Below are 21,497 nucleotides of genomic sequence, written 5' to 3'. Positions count from 1 at the left end.
CGGGGGTGTACACCGGTGGTGTGCCCGCCGGGCCGGTGGGGGAACTGCCCCGCGCTCACATGATGAGACTCCCGTCCCACCCACTTGACACGTGGTGCGTGCCGGAGAGAGGGTCTGTGCCATGCGCACCCGAATTCTCGTACTTGGAAAGCGCGTCGGCTGACGCTGGTGACGTCCGGACGGACCCGGAACTCCCAGCGACCACCTCCCGGCGCGCTCCCCTCGCTTGCCTCACGGCACGAGGGGTTTTTTGTTGCACAGGCACCTGCCGTACAACAGTCGTAGACCGCACAAACTTCGCAAAAAACCCTCAGCATCGAGAAGAGAATGCCGATGACCGAGCAGGCCACCGGGGCCCATCAGCCGCAGCCGCGGCCCCGATCCGGAGGACAGTCCGCGCCCGAGCGCGTCACGGGTGCGCAGTCCCTCATCCGCTCTCTCGAGGAGGTCGGGGCCGACACGGTGTTCGGCATCCCCGGCGGTGCCATCCTTCCGGCGTACGACCCGCTGATGGACTCCACCCGGGTCCGCCACGTCCTGGTCCGCCACGAGCAGGGCGCCGGCCACGCGGCCACCGGATACGCGCAGGCCACCGGCAGGGTCGGTGTCTGCATGGCGACCTCGGGACCCGGCGCCACCAACCTGGTCACCCCGATCGCCGACGCCCACATGGACTCCGTGCCGATGGTCGCGATCACCGGCCAGGTCGCCTCCAAGGCGATCGGCACGGACGCCTTCCAGGAAGCGGACATCGTCGGCATCACGATGCCGATCACCAAGCACAACTTCCTCGTCACCAAGGCCGAGGACATCCCGCGGGTGATCGCGCAGGCGTTCCACATCGCCTCCACCGGCCGCCCGGGCCCGGTCCTGGTCGACATCGCCAAGGACGCCCTCCAGGCCCAGACCACCTTCACCTGGCCGCCGGTCATGGACCTGCCCGGCTACCGCCCGGTGACCAAGCCGCACGCCAAGCAGATCCGCGAGGCCGCCAAGCTGATCACCTCGGCGAAGAGGCCCGTCCTGTACGTCGGCGGCGGTGTGCTGAAGGCACAGGCCACCGCCGAGCTGAAGGTCCTCGCCGAACTCACCGGAGCGCCCGTCACCACCACCCTGATGGCGCTCGGCGCATTCCCCGACAGTCACGAGCTGCACGTGGGAATGCCGGGCATGCACGGTGCGGTCACCGCCGTCACCGCGCTGCAGAAGGCCGACCTGATCGTCGCCCTCGGAGCCCGCTTCGACGACCGCGTCACCGGCAAGCTGGACAGCTTCGCCCCGTACGCCAAGATCGTCCACGCCGACATCGACCCGGCCGAGATCGGCAAGAACCGCGCCGCCGACGTGCCGATCGTCGGGGACGCCCGGGAGGTCATCGCCGACCTGGTCCAGGCCGTGCAGAAGGAGCACAGCGAGGGCCACCGGGGCGACTACACCGCCTGGTGGAGGGACCTCAACCGGTGGCGCGAGACGTACCCGCTCGGCTACGAGCAGCCGGACAACGGCTCGCTGTCGCCGCAGCAGGTCATCGAGCGCATCGGGCAGCTCGCGCCCGAGGGCACGATCTTCGCCGCGGGCGTCGGCCAGCACCAGATGTGGGCCGCGCACTACATCCAGTACGAGCGGCCCGCGACCTGGCTGAACTCCGGCGGTGCCGGAACGATGGGCTACGCGGTCCCGGCCGCGATGGGCGCCAAGGCCGGAGCGCCGGACCAGACCGTCTGGGCGGTCGACGGCGACGGCTGCTTCCAGATGACCAACCAGGAACTCACCACCTGCGCCCTGAACAACATCCCGATCAAGGTCGCCATCATCAACAACGGCGCCCTCGGGATGGTCCGCCAGTGGCAGACCCTCTTCTACAACCAGCGCTACTCCAACACCGTGCTGCACTCCGGCCCCGGGGCCAGTGGCAAGGAGCCGAGCGCCGGCACCCGCGTCCCCGACTTCGTGAAGCTGTCGGAGGCGATGGGCTGTTACGCCATCCGCTGCGAGTCCCCGGACGACCTCGACAAGGTCATCGAAGAGGCGAACTCGATCAACGACCGCCCGGTCGTCGTGGACTTCATCGTCCACGAGGACGCGATGGTGTGGCCGATGGTCGCGGCCGGTACCTCCAACGACGAGGTCATGGCCGCCCGGGACGTCCGCCCGAACTTCGGCGACAACGAAGACGACTGAGCGAGAGAGACGAACGAGAAATGTCCAAGCACACGCTCTCCGTCCTGGTGGAGAACACCCCGGGCATCCTGGCCCGGATCGCCGCCCTCTTCTCCCGCCGCGGCTTCAACATCGACTCGCTCGCCGTCGGTGTCACCGAGCACCCCGACATCTCCCGCATCACCATCGTGGTGAGTGTCGACGACCTGCCGCTCGAGCAGGTGACGAAGCAGCTCAACAAGCTCGTCAACGTGCTGAAGATCGTCGAGCTGGAGCCGGGTGCGGCCGTTCAGCGTGAACTCGTTCTGGTGAAGGTGCGTGCCGACAACGAGACGCGCTCGCAGATCATCGAGATCGTCCAGCTGTTCCGCGCCAAGACCGTCGACGTCTCCCCGGAGGCCGTCACCATCGAGGCCACCGGCGGCAGCGACAAGCTGGAGGCCATGCTCAAGATGCTGGAGCCGTTCGGCATCAAGGAGCTCGTCCAGTCCGGCACGATCGCGATCGGACGCGGTGCCCGGTCGATCACGGACCGGTCGCTGCGCGCCCTCGACCGTTCGGCATAACGACGGATCCGGGCGGCCGACACCGGCCGCCCGTATACCGAGACCCCGAATCCTCCCTTCCGCCCGCCGTCATACGGTGGGACGCAACACCTGCACCCCAAGGAGAGAACCCAAAGTGGCCGAGCTGTTCTACGACGCCGACGCCGACCTGTCCATCATCCAGGGCCGCAAGGTCGCGGTCATCGGTTACGGCAGCCAGGGCCACGCCCACGCCCTGTCGCTGCGCGACTCGGGTGTCGACGTCCGCGTGGGTCTGCACGAGGGCTCCAAGTCCAAGGCGAAGGCCGAGGAGCAGGGCCTGCGCGTGGCGACCCCGGCCGAGGCCGCCGCCGAGGCCGACGTCATCATGATCCTCATCCCGGACCCGATCCAGGCCCAGGTCTACGAGGAGTCCATCGCCCCGAACCTGAAGGACGGCGACGCGCTGTTCTTCGCCCACGGCTTCAACATCCGCTTCGGCTTCATCAAGCCGCCGGCCGGTGTGGACGTCGCCCTGGTCGCCCCGAAGGGCCCGGGCCACCTGGTGCGCCGCCAGTACGAGGAGGGTCGCGGTGTTCCCGCGATCGCGGCCGTGGAGCAGGACTCCACCGGCAACGCCTTCGAGCTGGCCCTGTCGTACGCCAAGGCCATCGGCGGTACCCGCGCCGGCGTCATCAAGACGACCTTCACCGAGGAGACCGAGACCGACCTGTTCGGTGAGCAGGCCGTGCTGTGCGGTGGCACCTCGGCGCTGGTGAAGGCCGGCTTCGAGACCCTGGTCGAGGCGGGCTACCAGCCGGAGATCGCCTACTTCGAGTGCCTGCACGAGCTGAAGCTGATCGTCGACCTCATGTACGAGGGCGGCCTGGAGAAGATGCGCTGGTCCGTCTCCGAGACCGCCGAGTGGGGCGACTACGTCACCGGCCCGCGCATCATCACCGACGCCACCAAGGCCGAGATGAAGCAGGTCCTCGCCGAGATCCAGGACGGCACGTTCGCCCAGAACTGGATGGACGAGTACCACGGCGGTCTGAAGAAGTACAACGAGTACAAGACGCAGGACGAGAACCACCTGCTGGAGACCACCGGCAAGGAGCTGCGCAAGCTCATGTCGTGGGTCAACGACGAGGAGTGACCCCGCCGGTCCGGCCGTGGTCCCGGGTGTCCCCGGTGCCGCGGCCGGACCTCGGGGCTTCGCCCCGGACCCCGCTCCTCCGACGCCGGAGGGGCCGATTCGGGTGTTGGCCGCCGTGTACAGCCACGTCCGGGTGATCCTTCCGCAGTGGCGCGGGACGACTTCCGCCGCGCCACTACACTGCCGTACTACATACGCGTCAGGCCCACAGCGTCGTGCGTCTTCCACGCGGCTAGCACCCTCCACCGCCTGCGGCCGTCGGGACGGCCGTCCGCATGCATGGGACTTGTGAGGACTCACGTGAGCTCGAAACCTGTCGTACTCATCGCTGAAGAGCTGTCGCCTGCGACTGTCGACGCCCTCGGCCCCGACTTCGAGATCCGCCACTGCAACGGCGCCGACCGGGCCGAGCTGCTGCCCGCCATCGCCGACGTGGACGCGATCCTGGTCCGCTCCGCCACCAAGGTCGACGCGGAGGCCATCGCCGCCGCGCACAAACTCAAGGTCGTCGCACGAGCCGGCGTCGGCCTGGACAACGTGGACGTCTCCGCCGCCACCAAGGCCGGCGTGATGGTCGTCAACGCACCCACCTCGAACATCGTGACCGCCGCCGAGCTGGCCTGCGGTCTCCTGCTCGCCACCGCCCGCCACATTCCGCAGGCCAACACCGCGCTGAAGAACGGCGAGTGGAAGCGCAGCAAGTACACGGGTGTCGAGCTGGCGGAGAAGACCCTCGGTGTCGTCGGCCTCGGCCGCATCGGCGCGCTGGTCGCCCAGCGCATGTCGGCCTTCGGCATGAAGGTCGTCGCCTACGACCCCTACGTCCAGCCGGCCAGGGCCGCGCAGATGGGCGTGAAGGTGTTGTCGCTGGACGAGCTGCTCGAGGCCTCCGACTTCATCACCGTGCACCTGCCGAAGACCCCGGAGACGGTCGGTCTCATCGGCGACGAGGCGCTGCACAAGGTCAGGCCGTCGGTGCGGATCGTCAACGCCGCGCGCGGCGGCATCGTCGACGAGGAGGCGCTGTACTCGGCGCTCAAGGAGGGCCGCGTCGCCGGTGCCGGCCTCGACGTGTACGCGAAGGAGCCCTGCACGGACTCCCCGCTCTTCGAGCTCGACCAGGTCGTCTGCACCCCGCACCTCGGCGCCTCCACCGACGAGGCCCAGGAGAAGGCGGGCATCGCCGTCGCCAGGTCGGTGCGCCTCGCGCTCGCCGGCGAACTGGTGCCGGACGCGGTCAACGTCCAGGGCGGGGTCATCGCCGAGGACGTGAAGCCGGGCCTGCCGCTCGCCGAGCGTCTCGGCCGGATCTTCACGGCCCTCGCGGGCGAGGTCGCGGTCCGTCTCGACGTCGAGGTGTACGGCGAGATCACCCAGCACGACGTGAAGGTGCTGGAGCTCAGCGCCCTCAAGGGCGTCTTCGAGGACGTGGTCGACGAGACCGTGTCGTACGTCAACGCCCCGCTGTTCGCGCAGGAGCGCGGCGTCGAGGTGCGGCTGACCACCAGCTCGGAGTCCGCCGACCACCGCAACGTCGTCATCGTGCGCGGCACGCTGAGCAGCGGCGAGGAGGTGTCGGTCTCGGGCACGCTGGCGGGCCCGAAGCACCTGCAGAAGATCGTCGCGGTCGGCGAGTACGACGTCGACCTCGCGCTCGCCGACCACATGGTGGTGCTGCGCTACGAGGACCGTCCCGGCGTCGTCGGCACCGTGGGCCGCATCTTCGGCGAGGCGGGCATCAACATCGCCGGCATGCAGGTCGCCCGCGCGGCGGCGGGCGGCGAGGCGCTGGCCGTCCTGACGGTCGACGACACAGTGGAGGCGGGTGTGCTGGCCGAGGTCTCGGAGGAGATCGGGGCGACGTTCGCCCGTTCGGTGAACCTCGTCTGAGGTGACCGTGCCCGGGGGCTGCCGCCCCCGGACCACCGCTTCGGCCTGAACGGCCTCGTCCCCGAACCCCGGACCGGTCGAAACGACGCCGGGTGAGCTGAGGAGTCCTCAGCTCACCCGGCGTTCGTGTGTTCCCTACCTCTCGCCCGCGGTGACCTTGCGCAGCGTCAGCGCCGCCAGGGCCGCCGCTCCGGCCAGCAGTACCGCTCCCGCGATCGCCGCCGCCCGCATCCCGTCGGTGAACGCCTCCCGGGCCACCACGGCCAGGGCGTCTCCCGCGCGCCCCGGCAGTTGTCCGGCGACCGCCAGGGCGCCGCCCAGCGTCTCGTGCGCCGGCGCCGGTGCCGAGGCCGGGATGTCGTGGCGGTAGACCGCGGTGCCGATGGAGCCGAGCACGGCCATCCCGAGGGCGCCGCCGAACTCCGTGCCCGTCTCCAGCAGGGAGGACGCGGCGCCCGCCCGTTCGACCGGGGCGCTGCCCAGGGCGAGGTCCGTCATCTGGGAGAGGACCATCACGATGCCCGAGGCGAGGACACCGCACGCGGCCAGCACCAGCCACATCGAGTCGGTACCCGCCTGGGACAGCAGGCCGTAGCCGCATGCGGCGACGACGAAGCCGGCGGTGACGACGTGGGCGCGGTCGACGCCCTTCTGGACGAGTGCGGTCGCCATCGGGGCCGCCATGCCGATCGGCACCGAGGGGAGCAGCGCCCACAGGGCCGCCTCCATCGCGCTCTTGTCCAGCACCGACTGGAGGTACTGCGTGGTGAAGAACGCCGAACCCAGCATCCCGAAGGCGGAGACGAGGTTCAGGGCGACGGCGGGGGCGAAGCCGGGGCCGCGGAACAGGGCCGGGGAGATCATCGGGGAGTCCGCTGTGCGCTGGCGGTGGACGAAGAGGGCTGCGAAGACCAGGCCGAGCGTGATCGAGACGACGTACTGGGGGTGCCAGCCCCGGGAGGTGATCTCCTTCAGGCCGTAGATCACGGGCAGTACGGCGGCCATCGACAGCGGGACGCTCGGCCAGTCGAACCGGCCGGGCTCGGGGTCCTTCGACTCGGGGAGCAGCACGGGGCCGATGACCAGCAGCAGGGCCATGGCGGGCAGGTTGACCAGGAAGACCGAGCCCCACCAGAAGTACTGGACCAGTACGCCGCTCAGCACCGAGCCGAGCGCGATGCCGGCCGTCATCACGCCGGACCACAGGCCGATGGCCCTGGCGCGCTGGGCGGGGTCCGTGAACATCGTGCGGACCAGCGCCATCGTCGACGGCATCAGGGTCGCGCCGCCTATCCCGAGCACCGCCCGGGCCGCGATCAGGGTCTCGGCGCTGTTCGCGTAGGCGGCCACCAGCGAGGCGGTGCCGAACGCGGCCGCGCCGATCAGCAGCAGCCTGCGCCGGCCGATGCGGTCACCGAGCGAGCCCATCGTCATCAGCAGGCCGGCCAGTACGAACGCGTAGATGTCGAAGATCCACAACTGTTGGGTGCCGCTGGGCTCCAGGTCCGCGCTGATCGCCGGGATGGCGAAGTACAGGACCGAGACGTCCATGGAGACAAGGAGCAGCGGGAGCATCAGCACGCCGAGAGCGGTCCATTCACGTCGCCCGGCTCGGACGGCCGGGGCCGGGGTGGTGCTGGTCGAGTTCGTCATGCCGTGAATGTACGGGCGTCCTAAACGCTTGTCTAGGACGTGCGTATAAAACGTTCGTGTAAATCACTCGTCTAGGACGGTTGTATGAATCGGGGTAGGCTGCCCGGCATGGGACATCGCGAGGATCTGCTCGAAGGCGCCAAGCGCTGCCTGCTGGAGAAGGGCTTCCTGCGTACGACGGCGCGCGACATCGTCAAGGAGTCGGGGACCAACCTGGCGTCGATCGGCTACCACTACGGATCGAAGGACGCGCTGCTCGTGCAGGCGTACGTCTCGCTCATCGAGGGGATGGGGGACAGCTTCGACCCGGGCTGGGGCGCGGGTGGTGAGACGACGGCGCCCGCGCGGTCGCTGGAGCGGTTCCAGGAGGTCTGGGCGAACATCATCCGGTCGTTCCCGCAGTCGCGCCCCGTGTGGCTGCTGAGCTTCGAACTCATCCTCCAGGGCGACCGCATCCCCGAGGTGCGCAAACTCCTGGCGGAGGCCCAGGAGGAGGGCCGGTCGGGCATCGTGCCGCTGTTCATCGGCATCCCGGAGGCGGACCTCGACAAGGAGACCGTCGACACCGAGGGCCGTCTCTACCAGACCCTCCTGCAGGGCCTCATGGTCCAGTGGGTCTTCGACCCGGGCACGGCGACCGACGCCGAACGCCTCACCGAGGGACTGCGCCGACTGATCGCGGGAGCCGCGGAGAACTGACGGGCCGCCGACGGAAGGGCGGAGTGAACTACAGCCGGGCCGCCTTCAGTGCCATGTGCAGCAGCAGCCGGTCCTCGCCGTCGTCCAGGTCCAGGCCCGTCAGCCGTTCCACGCGGGAGAGGCGGTAGTACAGCGTCTGGCGGTGGATGCCGAGCTCCGCCGCCGTACGGCCCGCCTGGCCCGCGCAGTCGAGGTAGACCTCGGCGGTACGGGCGAGTTCACGGTGGGCCGGGGCGAGCAGAGGCCGTACGGAGGGATCCTGGGCGGCCTCCGGTGGCAGCGCCGTGAGCAGGCGGAACGGGCCGATGGACACCCACTCCGCGACCGGGCCGAACCGGGGCTCCGACAGGGCGGCCCGGGCCGCGGCCGACGCCTCCCGCCAGGCCGCGCCGAGCCCCGCGAGCCCGAGGCGGCCGGCGGCGACTCCGGCGGCGACGGTGACTGACGCGCCCGGGCCGACGGGACCCGCACCGGTCCCGCGCGCCCGCTCCAGCAGCCGCGTCGCCGCCGACACCGCCGGGGTCGGGACGTCCGTCGAGCGCAGTCTCACCAGCAGTGCCAGGCTCTGGCCGGCCGCTCCCCACGGCACCGTGCACAGCGCCGTCGCACCCGGCACCGTACGGACCGACGGGGCGTCGTCCGGGTCCGCCGACGGCCAGGGCGCCACGCACACCACCGTGTGCGGGCCGTCCGCGCGTGCCCCCAGGGCCGTGCGGAGTTCGGCGATCGCCATGTCGCGCTGCCAGTCGCGTTCCGGCGTCAGGACAGCCCGCAGCTCGCGGGTGAGGTCGGCCCCGTGCTGGGCCTCGTCGACGAGCAGTGCGCCGATACGAGTGGTCACCTCCATCGCCGCGGTCAGCTGACCGGCGCTCGGCCCCGGGTCGTCGTCCAGGAGCCAGACGTAACCGAGGGCGACCCCGCGATGCCGTACGGGCAGACAGATCCGCCCTCGGTAGACCCCCGCCTCCGGGGTGGGCGGGATGCGGACCGGGCCGGTGGCGCGGGTGATGCCGAAGCCCTCGAACCAGGACCGGATCGCCGCCGTCGAGCGGCGGGTCAGGATCGAGCGGGTGCGGACCGGGTCCAGGGCGGACGCGTCGAGGTCGCCCTCGCTGTCGTAGGCACCGAAGGCGATCAGCTCGAAGTCCCGGTTCTCCAGGGTCGCGGGGGCACCGAGCAGCTCCGAGATCTCGTCGACCAGCTCCTGGTAGTCAGCCTTCGATTCCGACGTCACCCGGGCATTCTCCCGCATTTCCCGTAGCTCTTCATACATCTGTCTGAGATCGGTGGCACGGATGCGTGACAGCTGTCGATGGCCGACGATCGGAGGGATCCTTAGGTTTCACGGTGGTTCTCCGTGCCGTTCCCGAACCCTCGGGACCGGCCTCGTATGGGTTGGTATGTGGAGGTGCCCCGTGCTGGGTCCCGTGATTCTCGCCGCGTCGCGCAGCGGCCGGCTGCGACGCCTGATCTCGGCGGCCCCGGTCACCAGGCAGGTGGTCGACCGGTTCATCCCCGGCGAGAGCGTCGACGAGATCGTCCCGATCATCAGGGACCTCACCGACCGGGGCCTGGAACTGACGATGGACGTCGTCGGCGAGGACATCACCCGTCCCGAGCAGGCCGCCGCCGCCCGTGACGCCTACCTGGCGCTCGTGGACCGGCTCAGGGAACTGGAGCTGGGCACCCGCGCCGAGATGTCGGTCAAGCTGTCCCTGTTCGGGCAGTCCCTGGAGGGCGGTCACGAACTGGCGCTCGCCAACGTCCGGCCCGTCGTCGAGGCGGCCGCCGCCATCGGGACGACCGTCACCCTCGACGCCGAGGACCACACCACCCTCGACTCGATGTTCACCATCCACGAGGAGCTGCGGAAGGACTTCCCGCAGACCGGCTGTGTCATCCAGGCCTACCTCTTCCGTACCGAGGCCGACGCCCGCCGCCTCGCCGCGAGCGGCAGCCGCGTCCGGCTGGTGAAGGGCGCGTACAAGGAGCCCGCCGAGGTCGCGTTCCAGCAGAAGCGGGAGATCGACAAGGCGTACGTCCGGATCCTGCGGATCCTGATGGAGGGCGACGGCTACCCGATGATCGGCTCCCACGACCCGCGCCTCATCTCCATCGCCCAGGAACTCGCCCGGCGCGCCGGACGCAAGCTCGACGAGTACGAGTTCCAGATGCTGTACGGCATCCGCGGCGAGGAGCACCTGCGGCTCGCCGCCGAGGGCCACCGTATGCGCGTCTACACCGCCTACGGCACCGACTGGTACGGCTACTTCATGAGGCGGCTCGCGGAGAAGCCCGCCAACCTGCGGTTCTTCGTACGCAGCATGATCACCAAGGGCTGAGCCCGAGAACACCGCTCAAGAAGGAGTAACGGAAGATATGGACGCTGTGACCCAGGTCCCCACCCCCGTCAACGAGCCGGTGCACGGCTACGCCCCCGGCTCGCCCGAGCGCGCCCGTCTCGAGGTGAAGCTCAAGGAGCTGGCCGAGAACCCGATCGAGCTGCCGATGACCATCGGCGGCGCGAAGCGGCTCGGTGGCGGTGAGCGCTTCGAGGTCGTGCAGCCGCACAACCACAAGGCCGTCATCGGCACCGGCGCGCACGCCACCCGGCAGGACGCGCAGGACGCCATCGACGCGGCCCTCGCCGCCGCGCCCGCCTGGCGCGCGATGGCCTTCGACGACCGTGCCGCGATCATCCTGCGCGCCGCCGAACTGCTCGCCGGTCCCTGGCGCGAGACGCTGGCCGCCTCCACCATGCTCGGCCAGTCGAAGACCGCCCAGCAGGCCGAGATCGACTGTCCCTGTGAGCTGGTCGACTTCTGGCGCTTCAACGTCAAGTACGCCCGTGACCTGCTCGCCGAGCAGCCCCCGGCCAACTCCCCGGGCGTCTGGAACCGTCTCGACCACCGCCCGCTCGAGGGCTTCGTCTACGCGATCACGCCGTTCAACTTCACGGCGATCGCGGGCAACCTGCCCACCGCGCCGGCGCTGATGGGCAACGTCGTGGTGTGGAAGCCGTCGCCGACCCAGACGCACGCCGCCGTGCTGCTGATGCAGCTGCTGGAGGAGGCCGGCCTGCCCAAGGGTGTCATCAACCTCGTCACCGGCGACGGCATCGAGGTCTCCGAGGTCGCGCTGGAGCACCGGGACCTCGCGGCCATCCACTTCACCGGCTCGACGAAGACCTTCCAGTACCTGTGGAAGACGGTCGGCGCCAACATCGAGAAGTACCGCTCCTACCCGCGGCTGGTCGGTGAGACCGGCGGCAAGGACTTCGTCGTCGCCCACCCGAGCGCCGACCCCGCGATCCTCAAGACCGCCCTGACCCGCGGTGCCTTCGAGTACCAGGGCCAGAAGTGCTCGGCGACCTCCCGGGCGTACGTCCCCGCGTCGATCTGGAACGGCGGTTTCCGCGAGGAGTTCGCCGCCGAGGTCGACTACCTCACCATGGGTGACGTCACCGACCTGTCGAACTTCGTCGGGGCGGTCATCGACGAGCGCGCCTTCGCCAAGAACAAGGCCGCCATCGACCGCGCGAAGTCGGACCCGGCCTGCACGATCGTCGCGGGCGGTTCCTACGACGACTCGGTCGGCTACTTCGTCCGCCCGACCGTCGTGGAGTGCACCGACCCGGAGAACGAGGTCTTCACGACCGAGTACTTCGGCCCGTTCCTCGCCGTGCACGTCTACGAGGACGACCGCTACGACGAGATGCTGGCCCAGATGGAGTCCGTCTCGGACTACGCCCTGACGGGCTCGGTGATCGCGGGCGACCGGGCGGCGGCCGCGTACACGATGGAGAAGCTGCGCTACGCGGCCGGCAACTTCTACATCAACGACAAGTCGACCGGCGCCGTCGTCGGCCAGCAGCCCTTCGGCGGCGGCCGTGCCTCCGGCACCAACGACAAGGCCGGCGCCCCGCAGAACCTGATGCGCTGGACGCTGACCCGCGCCATCAAGGAGACGCTGGTCCCGCCGACCGACTACGCGTACCCGCACATGGGCTGACGCCCGCGCGGGCGGAACGGGCCGGGTCCTGCGGGGATCCGGCCCGTTCGCGGCTTCGGGTGGGCAGACTCGGAGCATGGAGACGACGGTGATCGCGGACGACGGGACGCGCCTGTGGGCGTCCGCTTCGGGGGACGGCGATCCGCTGGTGCTCTGCCACGGCGGGCCGGGACTGTGGGACACGCTCGGGGACGTGGCCGGCCTGCTGGCCGACCGGGCCACGGTCGTCCGCTGGGACCAGCGCGGGTGCGGGCGCTCCCGGCGGTGCGACGGGCCGTGGACGAGCGAGCGGTTCGTCGCCGATCTGGACGCCGTGCGCGCGCACTTCGGCTTCGAGAGGACCGCCCTGCTCGGCCATTCCTGGGGTGCGCAGCTGGCGTTGAGCTACGCGCTCGCGCATCCGGAGCGGGTGAGCGCGCTGGTGTACGTGTCGGGAACCGGCATCGGACCGGACGCCGACTGGCACCCGGCCTACGTCGAGACCTTCCTGGCCCGCCTCGGTGACGTGCCCGAACGCCTCGCCCGCTGGCGGGAGTTGACGGACCGGCCGGACCTCACCGAGCAGGAGGACCGGGAGCGTGCGGTGCTCCAGTGGTCGATCGAGTTCGAGGACCGCGACCGGGCCCTGGAGCACGCCGGGCGCATGGCCGACCCCTGGTACGGGATCAACACGGAGTGCGGCAGGGCCCTCAACGAGGAGCGCCGGCGCACCTGGGGCACACCGCGGCTGTACGAGGCCTGCCGCGCGGTCGGGCTGCCGGTGCTGATCGTCGACGGCGCCCGGGACATCCGGCCGCGCTCGGCGGTGGACTCGCTGGCGCGGGCGCTCGCGGACGTTCGCCGGGTGATCCTTCCGGAGGCCGGCCACATGCCCTGGACGGAGGACCCGAAGGGCTTCCGGGAGGCGGTGGCGTCGTTCCTCAGCCGGTGAGGCGGCGGTCCAGGAAGCCCCGGACGAGGTCGGCGATCTGGTGCGCGTGCGTCTCCAGGGCGAAGTGCCCGGTGGGCAGCAGGTGCACCTCGGCGTCCGGCAGGTCGCGCCGGAAGGCGAGGGCTCCGGCCGGGACGAAGATCTCGTCGTGGGCGCCCCAGACCGCCAGGAGCGGGACCCGGCTGGTGCGGAAGTACTCCTGGAAGGCCGGGTACAGCGCGAGGTTGGAGCCGTAGTCGGAGATCAGGTCGAGCTGGATCTCCGGCTGGCCGGGGCGGGCCATGAGGGCCGTGTCGTGCTCGTAGGCGTCCGGGCTGACGAGCTCCCGACGGTCCGCGGGAACCCCGTGCAGGTACTGCCACCTGATCCCCTCGGGGCTGCTGATCGCACGGACGGGTGCCTCGGTCTCCGGGGTGCGGTCGGCGATCAGGGCCAGCACCGGCGCCCAGGCCTCCGTCCCGAGCCCGTCCTCGTAGGCGTTGCCGTTCTGCGTGACGATCGCGGTCACCCGGTCGGGGTGGGCCAGGGCCAGGCGCAGTCCGATGGGGGAGCCGTAGTCCTGGAGGTAGAGGGCGTACTCCTTCAGTCCCAGCTGCTCGGTGAACTCGCCCGTGACGGCCGCGAGTTCGGCGAAGGTGTACGGGAAGTCCGCGGCGGCCGGTGCCGCAGACCGGCCGAAGCCGATGTGGTCGGGGGCGATCAGGCGGTAGCGGTCGGCGAGCAGGGGGATCAGGTCGCGGAACATGTGCGAGCTGCTCGGGAAGCCGTGCAGAAGCAGCAGCACCGGCGCGTCGGCGGGACCCGCCTCCCGGTAGTACACCTCGTGGCCGCGGACGGTGGTGGTGCGGTGGTGGACCTGGTGGGTGGTCATGACGGCAGTGCATCACGCCCACCTCTAACCAGTCAAGGTGCTTTGAGTAGTTAGGCAGCTCTCCGGTGGTGCCGAGGCCCACTTCCGGGTGTGACGGTCACCGCGACTTCAATGCCGGGAGAGCGAAACCGCAGGTCACGTACGTGCGAGGCAGTGGGCCGTCTCAGATAGTAGGAAGTCCGAGTAATTGTGGAGACAGGCGCGGGCTCCTCCCTTACTTTTGTAGAAGCCGAACGTCTCGCTCGATCAAGCGAATGGCGGTCGTGAGCGGAGCCCCATGCAGGCAACCCCTGCGGCACCGCTCCCCGCCCCTTCCGGCGTCTCGTACACCCTTTCCGCCTCCCGGATTCCAAAGGAGTCGATTTCTCATGGCCGAGACGACCGCACGCCGTCGAGTCCGTCACACCTCCCGCAGCAGCGAGTCGGACCGCAAGAACGCCGCCGCCGCTCTCCAGCGCGCCCTCGACCGCCGGGACAACGGCGGCTCGACCGGTCACTGAATCCCCGGCCGGTCACTGAGCCGCCGTCCGAGCGGGTAGAACCCTCATGCCGGGAGCCGCACCCGCCGGGGTGCGGCGCGGCCTCAACCGCCGCGCCGCACCTCGAAATGGTCGATGCGCTCGCCGCTCTGCGCGAGTGCCGACACCCGCAGCCGTGGGGTCGCACCGCTCTCCGCCTCCACCGAGAGCAACGAGAAGCCCCGGTAGCGGACCCGCGACCACTCGACGCTCTCCTTGTCGGGGTCCTTCGACCTGGTCCAGCGGAAGGTGTCGACGGCCTCGGCGCGGGTGACGTGCCCCTCGTAGCTCTCCTTCACGCCCGGCGGAAAGCCGTACAGGTCACGGCCGCCGCCGCCCGCCGTGACGTACACGATCCCGTCCCGCGTGGGGTCGGTGGCCGCGCCGATCGGCACGGCCCGGCCGACGCGGCCGTCCCGGATGGCGTCGGTCCGCTCGTACACGTGGTTGTGCCCGTTGATCACCAGGTCCACCTGGTGTCGCGTGAACAGCGGCAGCCACTCCGCGCGGACGCCTCCGTCGGAGGCGTGCGTGGACGTCGAGTAGGCGCAGTGGTGGAAGAACACGACGACGAAGTCGACCGCCTTGTCCGCTCGCAGCTCACCCAGCTTCCGGTCGAGCCACGCCGTCTGCCGGCCGCCCGTGTAGCCGAGGTTGGCGGGGATCTCGTAGGAGACGTCGTTCGCGTCCAGCGCGACGACACCGACATTGCCGTACGTGAACGCGTACGCCCCCGGCGCCGCGCGCGGGTCGAAGCCGCTGTCGGGCAGGGAGAAGCGGGCCAGCTGGCCGCCGTAGCCGTCCGGTGAGTACCAGGCCTCCATGTCGTGGTTGCCGGTGGTCACCATCCACGGCACCGACCTCGCCACCGGCTCGTTCTGCTTGAGGAACAGGTCCCAGAAGGCGGGGTCGTACCCGTCCGTCCTCTCGCCCCGCCCGTTCCCGTCGGCGTAGCAGATGTCGCCCGCGTGGAGGTGGAAGGCCGGCTTCCGGCGCAGCAGCAGGTCGTCGTTGGCGGCGGCGGCCCGGCCCACACCCTGGTCGCCGAAGGCGGTGAACACGAACTTCCGCGGGCTCGCCGGTGCCGTGTCGAAGGAGGCGATCGTGCGCCGGTTGGCGGACGAGGCCGGGTCGAAGCCATCGTGGCCGACGCCGTAGTAGTACGTCGTGCCGGGGCGCAGGCCGTCCAGGGCCGCGTGGAGGTAGTACTGGTCCAGCGCCGCCCGTACGCCCGTCAGTCCCGGGGTGTGCAGGTGGCGTACCTCGGCCTCGATTTTCCGGCCGAGCCGGTCGGGCCGCGGGCCGATGCGGACGTAGGGCTTCCGGACCGTCAGCGGCACCTGCCAGGAGATCCGCATCTGGGTCCTCGGGTCGGCGCCGAAGGCGAGATGGCGACCGAAGGGGTGGACGACGGAGCCGTGCACCTTCTCCGGAGCCGACGCGGCAACCGGCGCGCCGACCGCCGTACCACCCGCTCCCGAGCCGGAGCAGCCGGTCAGCAGGCCGCCCGCCACCGCACCCGCCGTGACCAGCGTGCGGCGCCGGGTCAGCTTCGTGCGCAGGTACTCGTACTGTTCCGCCATGCTCATCCGGCGGGCGAGCCGCTCGGGGATGCCGACGTCGGGTGTCTCCATGCCTGTCAACTTCCCGGCGGAACTCAACGGCCGGCACACACACGGGTGAACGGCGGACGAAGGGCTGACGCTGTCCACCGTGCGGGTGTCCGGATCGCGGACACCGCATGTCATCCCATGGGACAAGGAGTACGGTGCCGACATGTCTCGCAGCATCAATCTCGCAGTGATTCCCGGTGACGGCATCGGCCAGGAGGTCGTGGCCGAAGGTCTCAAGGTCCTCTCCGCCGTCCTTCCGCAGGATGTGAAGCTGGAGACCAAGGACTACGACTTCGGCGCCACTCGCTACCACGCGACCGGTGAGACCCTCACCGAGGCCGACCTCGACGCCCTCAGGCAGCACGACGCCATCCTGCTCGGCGCGATCGGCGACCCGTCGGTGCCGTCGGGCGTGCTGGAGCGCGGCTTCCTGCTCAAGCTCCGCTTCGCCTTCGACCACCACGTCAACCTGCGCCCGTCGAAGCTCCTTCCGGGCGTCGCCACCCCGCTCGCCGGTGAGCCGCAGATCGACTTCGTCGTGGTCCGTGAGGGCACCGAGGGTCCGTACACCGGCAACGGCGGCACCATCCGCAAGGGGACCGAGCACGAGGTCGCCACCGAGGTGTCAGTCAACACCGCCTTCGGTGTGGAGCGCGTGGTCCGCGACGCCTTCGCCCGCGCCCAGGCGCGGCCGCGCAAGAAGCTGACGCTGGTCCACAAGAACAACGTGCTGACCTTCGCCGGACACCTGTGGACGAACGTCTTCAACAAGGTGGCCCAGGAGTTCCCCGAGGTCACCACCGACTACATCCACGTGGACGCCGCGACGATCTACCTCGTCACCGACCCGGCGCGCTTCGACGTGATCGTCACGGACAACCTGTTCGGCGACATCATCACCGACCTCGCCGCGGCCGTCTCCGGCGGCATCGGCGTCGCCGCCTCCGGGAACATCAACCCGAGCGGCGAGTTCCCGTCCATGTTCGAGCCGGTGCACGGCTCGGCCCCGGACATCGCCGGTCAGGGCAAGGCCGACCCCAGCGCCACGGTCCTGTCCGTCGCCCTGCTCCTGCGCCACCTCGGCTACGAGGCCGAGGCGGCCCGCATCGAGGACGCCGTCTCCGCCGACCTCGCGGAGCGCACCGGCAAGCCGGCCCGCAGCACCGCCGAGATCGGCGACGCGCTCGCCGTACGAGTAGCCGGCTGACCCCGCGCCGCTCGAACCACTTTCGAAGCCGCCGGGTCACTCCGTACCCGGCGGCTTTCGTATGTCCCCGCCGGGTGCCACCATCATCCCCTGGGCCGCATTCACGCCGTTTTCGTCCACGGTCTCCGCTCTTGCGATAATCGAACGCGGAGCCGCGGAATGAGGGAATGCTCGGACGTTAGCACTGGCCACTGGCAGTACGGGCGTGAGCGCGGCCCGTCACTACAACCGGTGAAGGACACCCATTCATGACGACGCCCACGACGATCGAACTCAAGCCGTCCGCCAGCCCGCTCGCCGACGCCGAGCGCGCGGCGCTCCTGGCCAACCCAGGGTTCGGCCGCCACTTCACCGACCACATGGTGACGATCAAGTGGACCGAGGGCCGCGGCTGGCACGACGGCCAGCTCGTGCCGTACGGCCCGCTCTCCCTGGACCCGGCGAACATGACCCTGCACTACGCGCAGGAGATCTTCGAGGGACTCAAGGCGTACCGCCAGCCCGACGGAACCGTCGCCACCTTCCGCCCCGAGAAGAACGCCCGCCGCTTCCAGTTGTCCGCGCGCCGGCTCGGCATGCCCGAGCTGCCGGTCGAGACGTTCATCGAGGCCTGCGACGCGCTGGTCCAGCAGGACCGGGACTGGGTTCCCGCGCACGGCGGCGAGGAGTCCCTCTACCTGCGCCCGTTCATGATCGCCACCGAGGTCGGCCTGGGCGTGAAGCCCGCCAACGAGTACCTCTTCCTGGTGATCGCCTCCCCGGCCGGCGCGTACTTCCCCGGCGGCGTGCGGCCGGTCTCCATCTGGCTGTCCGAGGACCGCGTCCGCGCCGTGCCCGGCGGCATGGGCGACGCGAAGACGGGCGGCAACTACGCGGCCTCCCTCCTCGCCCAGGCCGAGGCCGCCGCCAAGGGCTGCGACCAGGTCTGTTACCTCGACGCGGTCGAGCACAAGTGGGTCGAGGAGCTCGGCGGCATGAACCTGTACTTCGTGTACGGGGACAAGATCGTCACGCCCGCCCTGACCGGATCGATCCTGGAGGGCGTCACCCGCGACAGCCTCCTGACGGTCGCCCGCGACCTCGGTTACACCTCCGAGGAGGGACGCGTCTCCATCGACCAGTGGCAGCGCGACGCCGAGAACGGCACCCTCACCGAGGTCTTCGCCTGCGGCACCGCCGCGGTCATCACCCCGGTCGGCACGGTCAAGCGCGAGGGCGTCGAGTGGAAGCAGTCGGGCGGCGAGCCCGGCGAGGTCACCCTCAAGCTCCGCCAGGCCCTCCTCGACATCCAGCGCGGCATCGCCGAGGACAAGCACGGCTGGATGCACAAGCTGGGCTGAGCCCGACGGTCCGTCGAACGCCGCGAGTCGGTTCGACGCGAACAGCTCCCCCGCACGGGTGTCCACCACCGATGCCGCGGGGGAGCGCGTGCCCTCCCTCCCGAGGAGGGCACGCACGGCGCGGCCTGACCGACAGCGTCAGGCCGTGTCCGGCCCTGGACACCGGGCGGGTGCCGTCCCGTCCGGCACCTTCGCCGTCCCGCTGTCACCCGAGTACGCCCGGTTCGCGGGTCGTCCTCCGCCTCGCGACGCGCCCACCGGGCGCCGTCCGCCCGCGGTCCTGACATGAGTGCCCGGCACTGCCTGGTGCCCGCTTCCGGCGCGAGCCGGTTTCCGCCCCGTCCCAGGACGGGCTGCGCGAGCGGCATGCGGGGCGGCCCGCCACCACGCCCGGCGGCGGGAAGCCGCAGTCCACTCCGCCGGTCAGGGTCAGCAGCGGGTCCGTGGGCAGAGTTTGAGTGATGCTCTATGTGAGCTCGACACTTCTCCACGCCAAGCGTTCCGCCACGTCGATTCAGCGTTTAGAGTGATGCTCTAAAGCAAGTGAGACATGGAGGTGCCGTCGTGAGACTCACTCCCACGGAACGTGACCGGCTGCTGCTCTTCGGTGCCGCGGAGCTGGCCCGCGCCCGCCGGGCCCGCGGTCTCCGGCTCAACGTGCCGGAGGCCACCGCGCTCGTCGCGGACACCGTGTGCGAGGCCGCGCGGGACGGCAGACGGCTGGCGGAGGCCATCGCGGCCGCCCGCTCGGTGCTCGGCCCCGAGGACGTCCTGCCGGGCGTCGCGGACGTCGTCACGGAGGTGCACGTGGAGGCCGTCTTCGACGACGGGTCACGGCTCGCCGTCGTCAGCGATCCGATCGGCGCAGGCGGACTCGGCGAGCACGGACCGGGCGCCCTGCTGCCGGGACCGCCGCACTCCGAGCCCGAGGCGGTGGACCGGGTGACGGTCACCAACACCGCCACCGTGCCCATCTCCGTCACCTCGCACTTCCACTTCTTCGAGGCCAACCCCCGGCTCGACTTCGCGCGCGAGCGGGCCTACGGCATGCGGCTCGCCGCGCCCGCCGGCTCCTCGGTCCGCTTCGGGCCCGGCGAGAGCGTCGAGGCCGGGCTGCTGCCGATCGGCGGCGACCGGATCGCCATCGGTTTCGCCGGTCTGGTCGACGGGGCGCTGGACGCGCCGGGCGCGAAGGACGAGGCCCTGCGCAGGGCCGTGGCCTGCGGATATCTGGGAGCCGACCGATGAGCGTCGACCCCTACGCGTACGCCGCCACCCACGGTCCCCGGGCCGGTGACCGCGTCCGCCTCGGCGACTCCGGCCTGATCGTCCGCGTCGAGTCCGACGCGCAGCGCCCGGGTGACGAGTTCCTCGCCGGCTTCGGGAAGACCGCCCGCGACGGGCTGCACCTCAAGGCGGCGGCCGTCCGGGAGACCTGTGACGTCGTCGTCAGCAACGTGGTGGTGATCGACGCGGCGCAGGGGATCCGGAAGGTCTCCATCGGCATCCGGGAGGGGCGGATCCACTCCATCGGGCGGGCAGGCAACCCCGACACGCTCGACGGTGTCGACGTCGTGGTCGGCACCGGCACGTCGATCGTGTCCGGCGAGGGCCTCATCGCCACCGCCGGCGCCGTCGACACCCACGTCCATCTGCTGTCGCCGCGCATCATGGAGGCCTCGCTGGCATCCGGGGTGACCACCGTCATCGGGCAGGAGTTCGGGCCGGTGTGGGGCGTGGGGGTCAACTCGCCCTGGGCGCTGCGGCACGCGTTCAACGCCTTCGACGCCTGGCCGGTCAACATCGGCTTCCTGGGCCGGGGTTCGTCGTCCTCTCCCGCCCCGCTCGTCGAGGCCCTCGCGGAGGGCGGCGCGTCCGGCTTCAAGGTGCACGAGGACATGGGCGCCCACACCCGGGCGCTGGACACGGCGTTGCGCGTCGCCGAGGAGTACGACGTCCAGGTGGCCCTGCACAGCGACGGGTTGAACGAGTGCCTGTCGGTCGAGGACACCCTGCGGGTGCTGGAGGGCCGCACCATCCACGCCTTCCACATCGAGGGCTGCGGCGGCGGACACGTGCCGAACGTGCTGAAGATGGCCGGCGTCGCCAACGTCATCGGTTCCTCCACCAACCCGACCCTGCCCTTCGGCCGGGACGCGGTCGCCGAGCACTACGGGATGATCGTCTCCGTCCACGACCTGAAGACGGACCTGCCCGGCGACGCCGCCATGGCCCGCGACCGTATCCGCGCCGGGACGATGGGCGCCGAGGACGTGCTGCACGACCTGGGCGCGATCGGCATCACCTCGTCGGACGCGCAGGGCATGGGGCGCGCGGGCGAGACGGTACGGCGCACCTTCGCGATGGCCGGAAAGATGAAGGCCGAGTTCGGCGCCCCCGAGGAGCACGACAACGCACGCGTCCTGCGCTACATCGCCAAACTGACCATCAACCCCGCCATCGCCCACGGCCTCGCGCACGAGGTCGGCTCCATCGAGGTGGGCAAGCTCGCCGACCTCGTGCTGTGGCGGCCGGAGTACTTCGGCGCCAAGCCGCAGCTCGTGCTCAAGTCGGGCTTTCCGGCGTACGGCGTGGTCGGCGACCCGGGCGCGGCGACCGACACCTGTGAACCCCTGGTGCTGGGACCGCAGTTCGGCGCGTACGGCGCGACCCCGGCCGACATCTCGGTCGCCTTCGTCGCGCGGGCGGCCCTCGACCAGGGAAACGACACGATGCCGACCCGGCGCCGCCGGGTCGCCGTACGCGGCACCCGCGGGATCGGTCCGGCCGACCTGCGCCTCAACTCCCGTACCGGCGCGGTCGACGTCGACGGGCGCACCGGTCTGGTCACCCTCGACGGCGAGCCGATCCGCTCGGATCCCGCCGAGTCCGTCTCCCTCAACCGTCTCTACTTCCTCTGAAGG

General features: G+C 70.6%; 17 protein-coding genes. 13 read left to right on the top strand and 4 right to left on the bottom strand.

The annotated features are described in order from the left end of the window. Positions 1–327 precede the first annotated feature (327 nt). From OG985_RS15985 to serA, 4 genes are all read left to right on the top strand, one after another. Complete coding sequence (locus OG985_RS15985) at positions 328–2,181, top strand: acetolactate synthase large subunit (RefSeq protein ID WP_371669000.1); 1,854 nt, start codon at positions 328–330, stop codon at positions 2,179–2,181. A gap of 20 nt (positions 2,182–2,201) precedes the next feature. Beyond that, positions 2,202–2,726: an acetolactate synthase small subunit gene (gene ilvN, locus OG985_RS15980; RefSeq protein WP_371668999.1), complete on the top strand. Its 525-nt coding sequence runs from the start codon at positions 2,202–2,204 to the stop codon at positions 2,724–2,726. 115 nt (positions 2,727–2,841) lie between these two features. After that, complete coding sequence (ilvC, locus tag OG985_RS15975; protein WP_371668998.1) at positions 2,842–3,840, top strand: ketol-acid reductoisomerase; 999 nt, start codon at positions 2,842–2,844, stop codon at positions 3,838–3,840. Positions 3,841–4,140: 300 nt separating this feature from the next. Next, positions 4,141–5,730, top strand: a complete 1,590-nt coding sequence (gene serA / locus OG985_RS15970) for a phosphoglycerate dehydrogenase (RefSeq protein ID WP_371668997.1) — start codon at positions 4,141–4,143, stop codon at positions 5,728–5,730. Between the two features lie 135 nt (positions 5,731–5,865). Here serA and OG985_RS15965 read toward each other — a convergent pair whose 3' ends face one another. Next, positions 5,866–7,383, bottom strand: a complete 1,518-nt coding sequence (locus OG985_RS15965; protein ID WP_371668996.1) for an MFS transporter — start codon at positions 7,381–7,383, stop codon at positions 5,866–5,868. Positions 7,384–7,491: 108 nt separating this feature from the next. Here OG985_RS15965 and OG985_RS15960 point away from each other — a divergent pair, with 108 nt between their 5' ends. Continuing rightward, positions 7,492–8,082 (top strand): TetR/AcrR family transcriptional regulator, encoded by a 591-nt coding sequence (locus tag OG985_RS15960; protein ID WP_371668995.1) that lies wholly within the window; start codon positions 7,492–7,494, stop codon positions 8,080–8,082. 28 nt (positions 8,083–8,110) lie between these two features. On the opposite strand, the gene OG985_RS15955 is transcribed toward OG985_RS15960, so the two are convergent. After that, complete coding sequence (locus OG985_RS15955; protein ID WP_371668994.1) at positions 8,111–9,334, bottom strand: PucR family transcriptional regulator; 1,224 nt, start codon at positions 9,332–9,334, stop codon at positions 8,111–8,113. 163 nt (positions 9,335–9,497) lie between these two features. On the opposite strand from OG985_RS15955, the gene OG985_RS15950 reads away from it, so the two are divergent. From OG985_RS15950 to OG985_RS15940, 3 genes are all read left to right on the top strand, one after another. After that, on the top strand, positions 9,498–10,424 hold the full coding sequence (locus tag OG985_RS15950) for a proline dehydrogenase family protein (protein WP_371668993.1): 927 nt from the start codon (positions 9,498–9,500) through the stop codon (positions 10,422–10,424). A gap of 37 nt (positions 10,425–10,461) precedes the next feature. After that, a complete protein-coding gene (pruA, locus tag OG985_RS15945; protein ID WP_371668992.1) occupies positions 10,462–12,093 on the top strand; it encodes an L-glutamate gamma-semialdehyde dehydrogenase in 1,632 nt (543 codons plus the stop codon). 76 nt (positions 12,094–12,169) lie between these two features. Further along, positions 12,170–13,024 carry an alpha/beta fold hydrolase gene (locus OG985_RS15940; protein ID WP_371668991.1) on the top strand — a complete coding sequence of 285 codons (855 nt, stop codon included), beginning with the start codon at positions 12,170–12,172 and terminating at the stop codon, positions 13,022–13,024. Here the strand turns inward: OG985_RS15940 and OG985_RS15935 are convergent. Then, positions 13,014–13,895 (bottom strand): alpha/beta fold hydrolase, encoded by an 882-nt coding sequence (locus OG985_RS15935; protein ID WP_371668990.1) that lies wholly within the window; start codon positions 13,893–13,895, stop codon positions 13,014–13,016. The genes OG985_RS15940 and OG985_RS15935 overlap by 11 nt on opposite strands. 368 nt (positions 13,896–14,263) lie before the next feature. On the opposite strand from OG985_RS15935, the gene OG985_RS15930 reads away from it, so the two are divergent. Then, on the top strand, positions 14,264–14,395 hold the full coding sequence (locus OG985_RS15930) for a hypothetical protein (RefSeq protein ID WP_371668989.1): 132 nt from the start codon (positions 14,264–14,266) through the stop codon (positions 14,393–14,395). A gap of 83 nt (positions 14,396–14,478) precedes the next feature. On the opposite strand, the gene OG985_RS15925 is transcribed toward OG985_RS15930, so the two are convergent. After that, positions 14,479–16,047: a purple acid phosphatase family protein gene (locus OG985_RS15925; RefSeq protein WP_371668988.1), complete on the bottom strand. Its 1,569-nt coding sequence runs from the start codon at positions 16,045–16,047 to the stop codon at positions 14,479–14,481. 142 nt (positions 16,048–16,189) lie between these two features. On the opposite strand from OG985_RS15925, the gene OG985_RS15920 reads away from it, so the two are divergent. The 4 genes from OG985_RS15920 to OG985_RS15905 all read left to right on the top strand — a co-directional run bounded on the left by OG985_RS15920 (position 16,190) and on the right by OG985_RS15905 (position 21,494). Then, on the top strand, positions 16,190–17,233 hold the full coding sequence (locus tag OG985_RS15920) for a 3-isopropylmalate dehydrogenase (protein ID WP_371668987.1): 1,044 nt from the start codon (positions 16,190–16,192) through the stop codon (positions 17,231–17,233). A gap of 248 nt (positions 17,234–17,481) precedes the next feature. Beyond that, the gene (locus tag OG985_RS15915; protein WP_371668986.1) at positions 17,482–18,573 is read left to right on the top strand and encodes a branched-chain amino acid aminotransferase; all 1,092 of its coding nucleotides are present in this window, start codon (positions 17,482–17,484) and stop codon (positions 18,571–18,573) included. Positions 18,574–19,137: 564 nt separating this feature from the next. Next, the gene (gene ureA / locus OG985_RS15910) at positions 19,138–19,821 is read left to right on the top strand and encodes an urease subunit gamma (RefSeq protein WP_371668985.1); all 684 of its coding nucleotides are present in this window, start codon (positions 19,138–19,140) and stop codon (positions 19,819–19,821) included. Beyond that, the gene (locus tag OG985_RS15905) at positions 19,818–21,494 is read left to right on the top strand and encodes an urease subunit alpha (protein WP_371668984.1); all 1,677 of its coding nucleotides are present in this window, start codon (positions 19,818–19,820) and stop codon (positions 21,492–21,494) included. Before ureA ends, OG985_RS15905 begins: the two co-directional genes overlap by 4 nt. Positions 21,495–21,497 lie beyond the last annotated feature (3 nt).

The organism is Streptomyces sp. NBC_00289 (assembly GCF_041435115.1).
Classification (GTDB): Bacteria; Actinomycetota; Actinomycetes; order Streptomycetales; family Streptomycetaceae; genus Streptomyces.
This window is presented reverse-complemented; position numbering and strand designations above follow the sequence as displayed.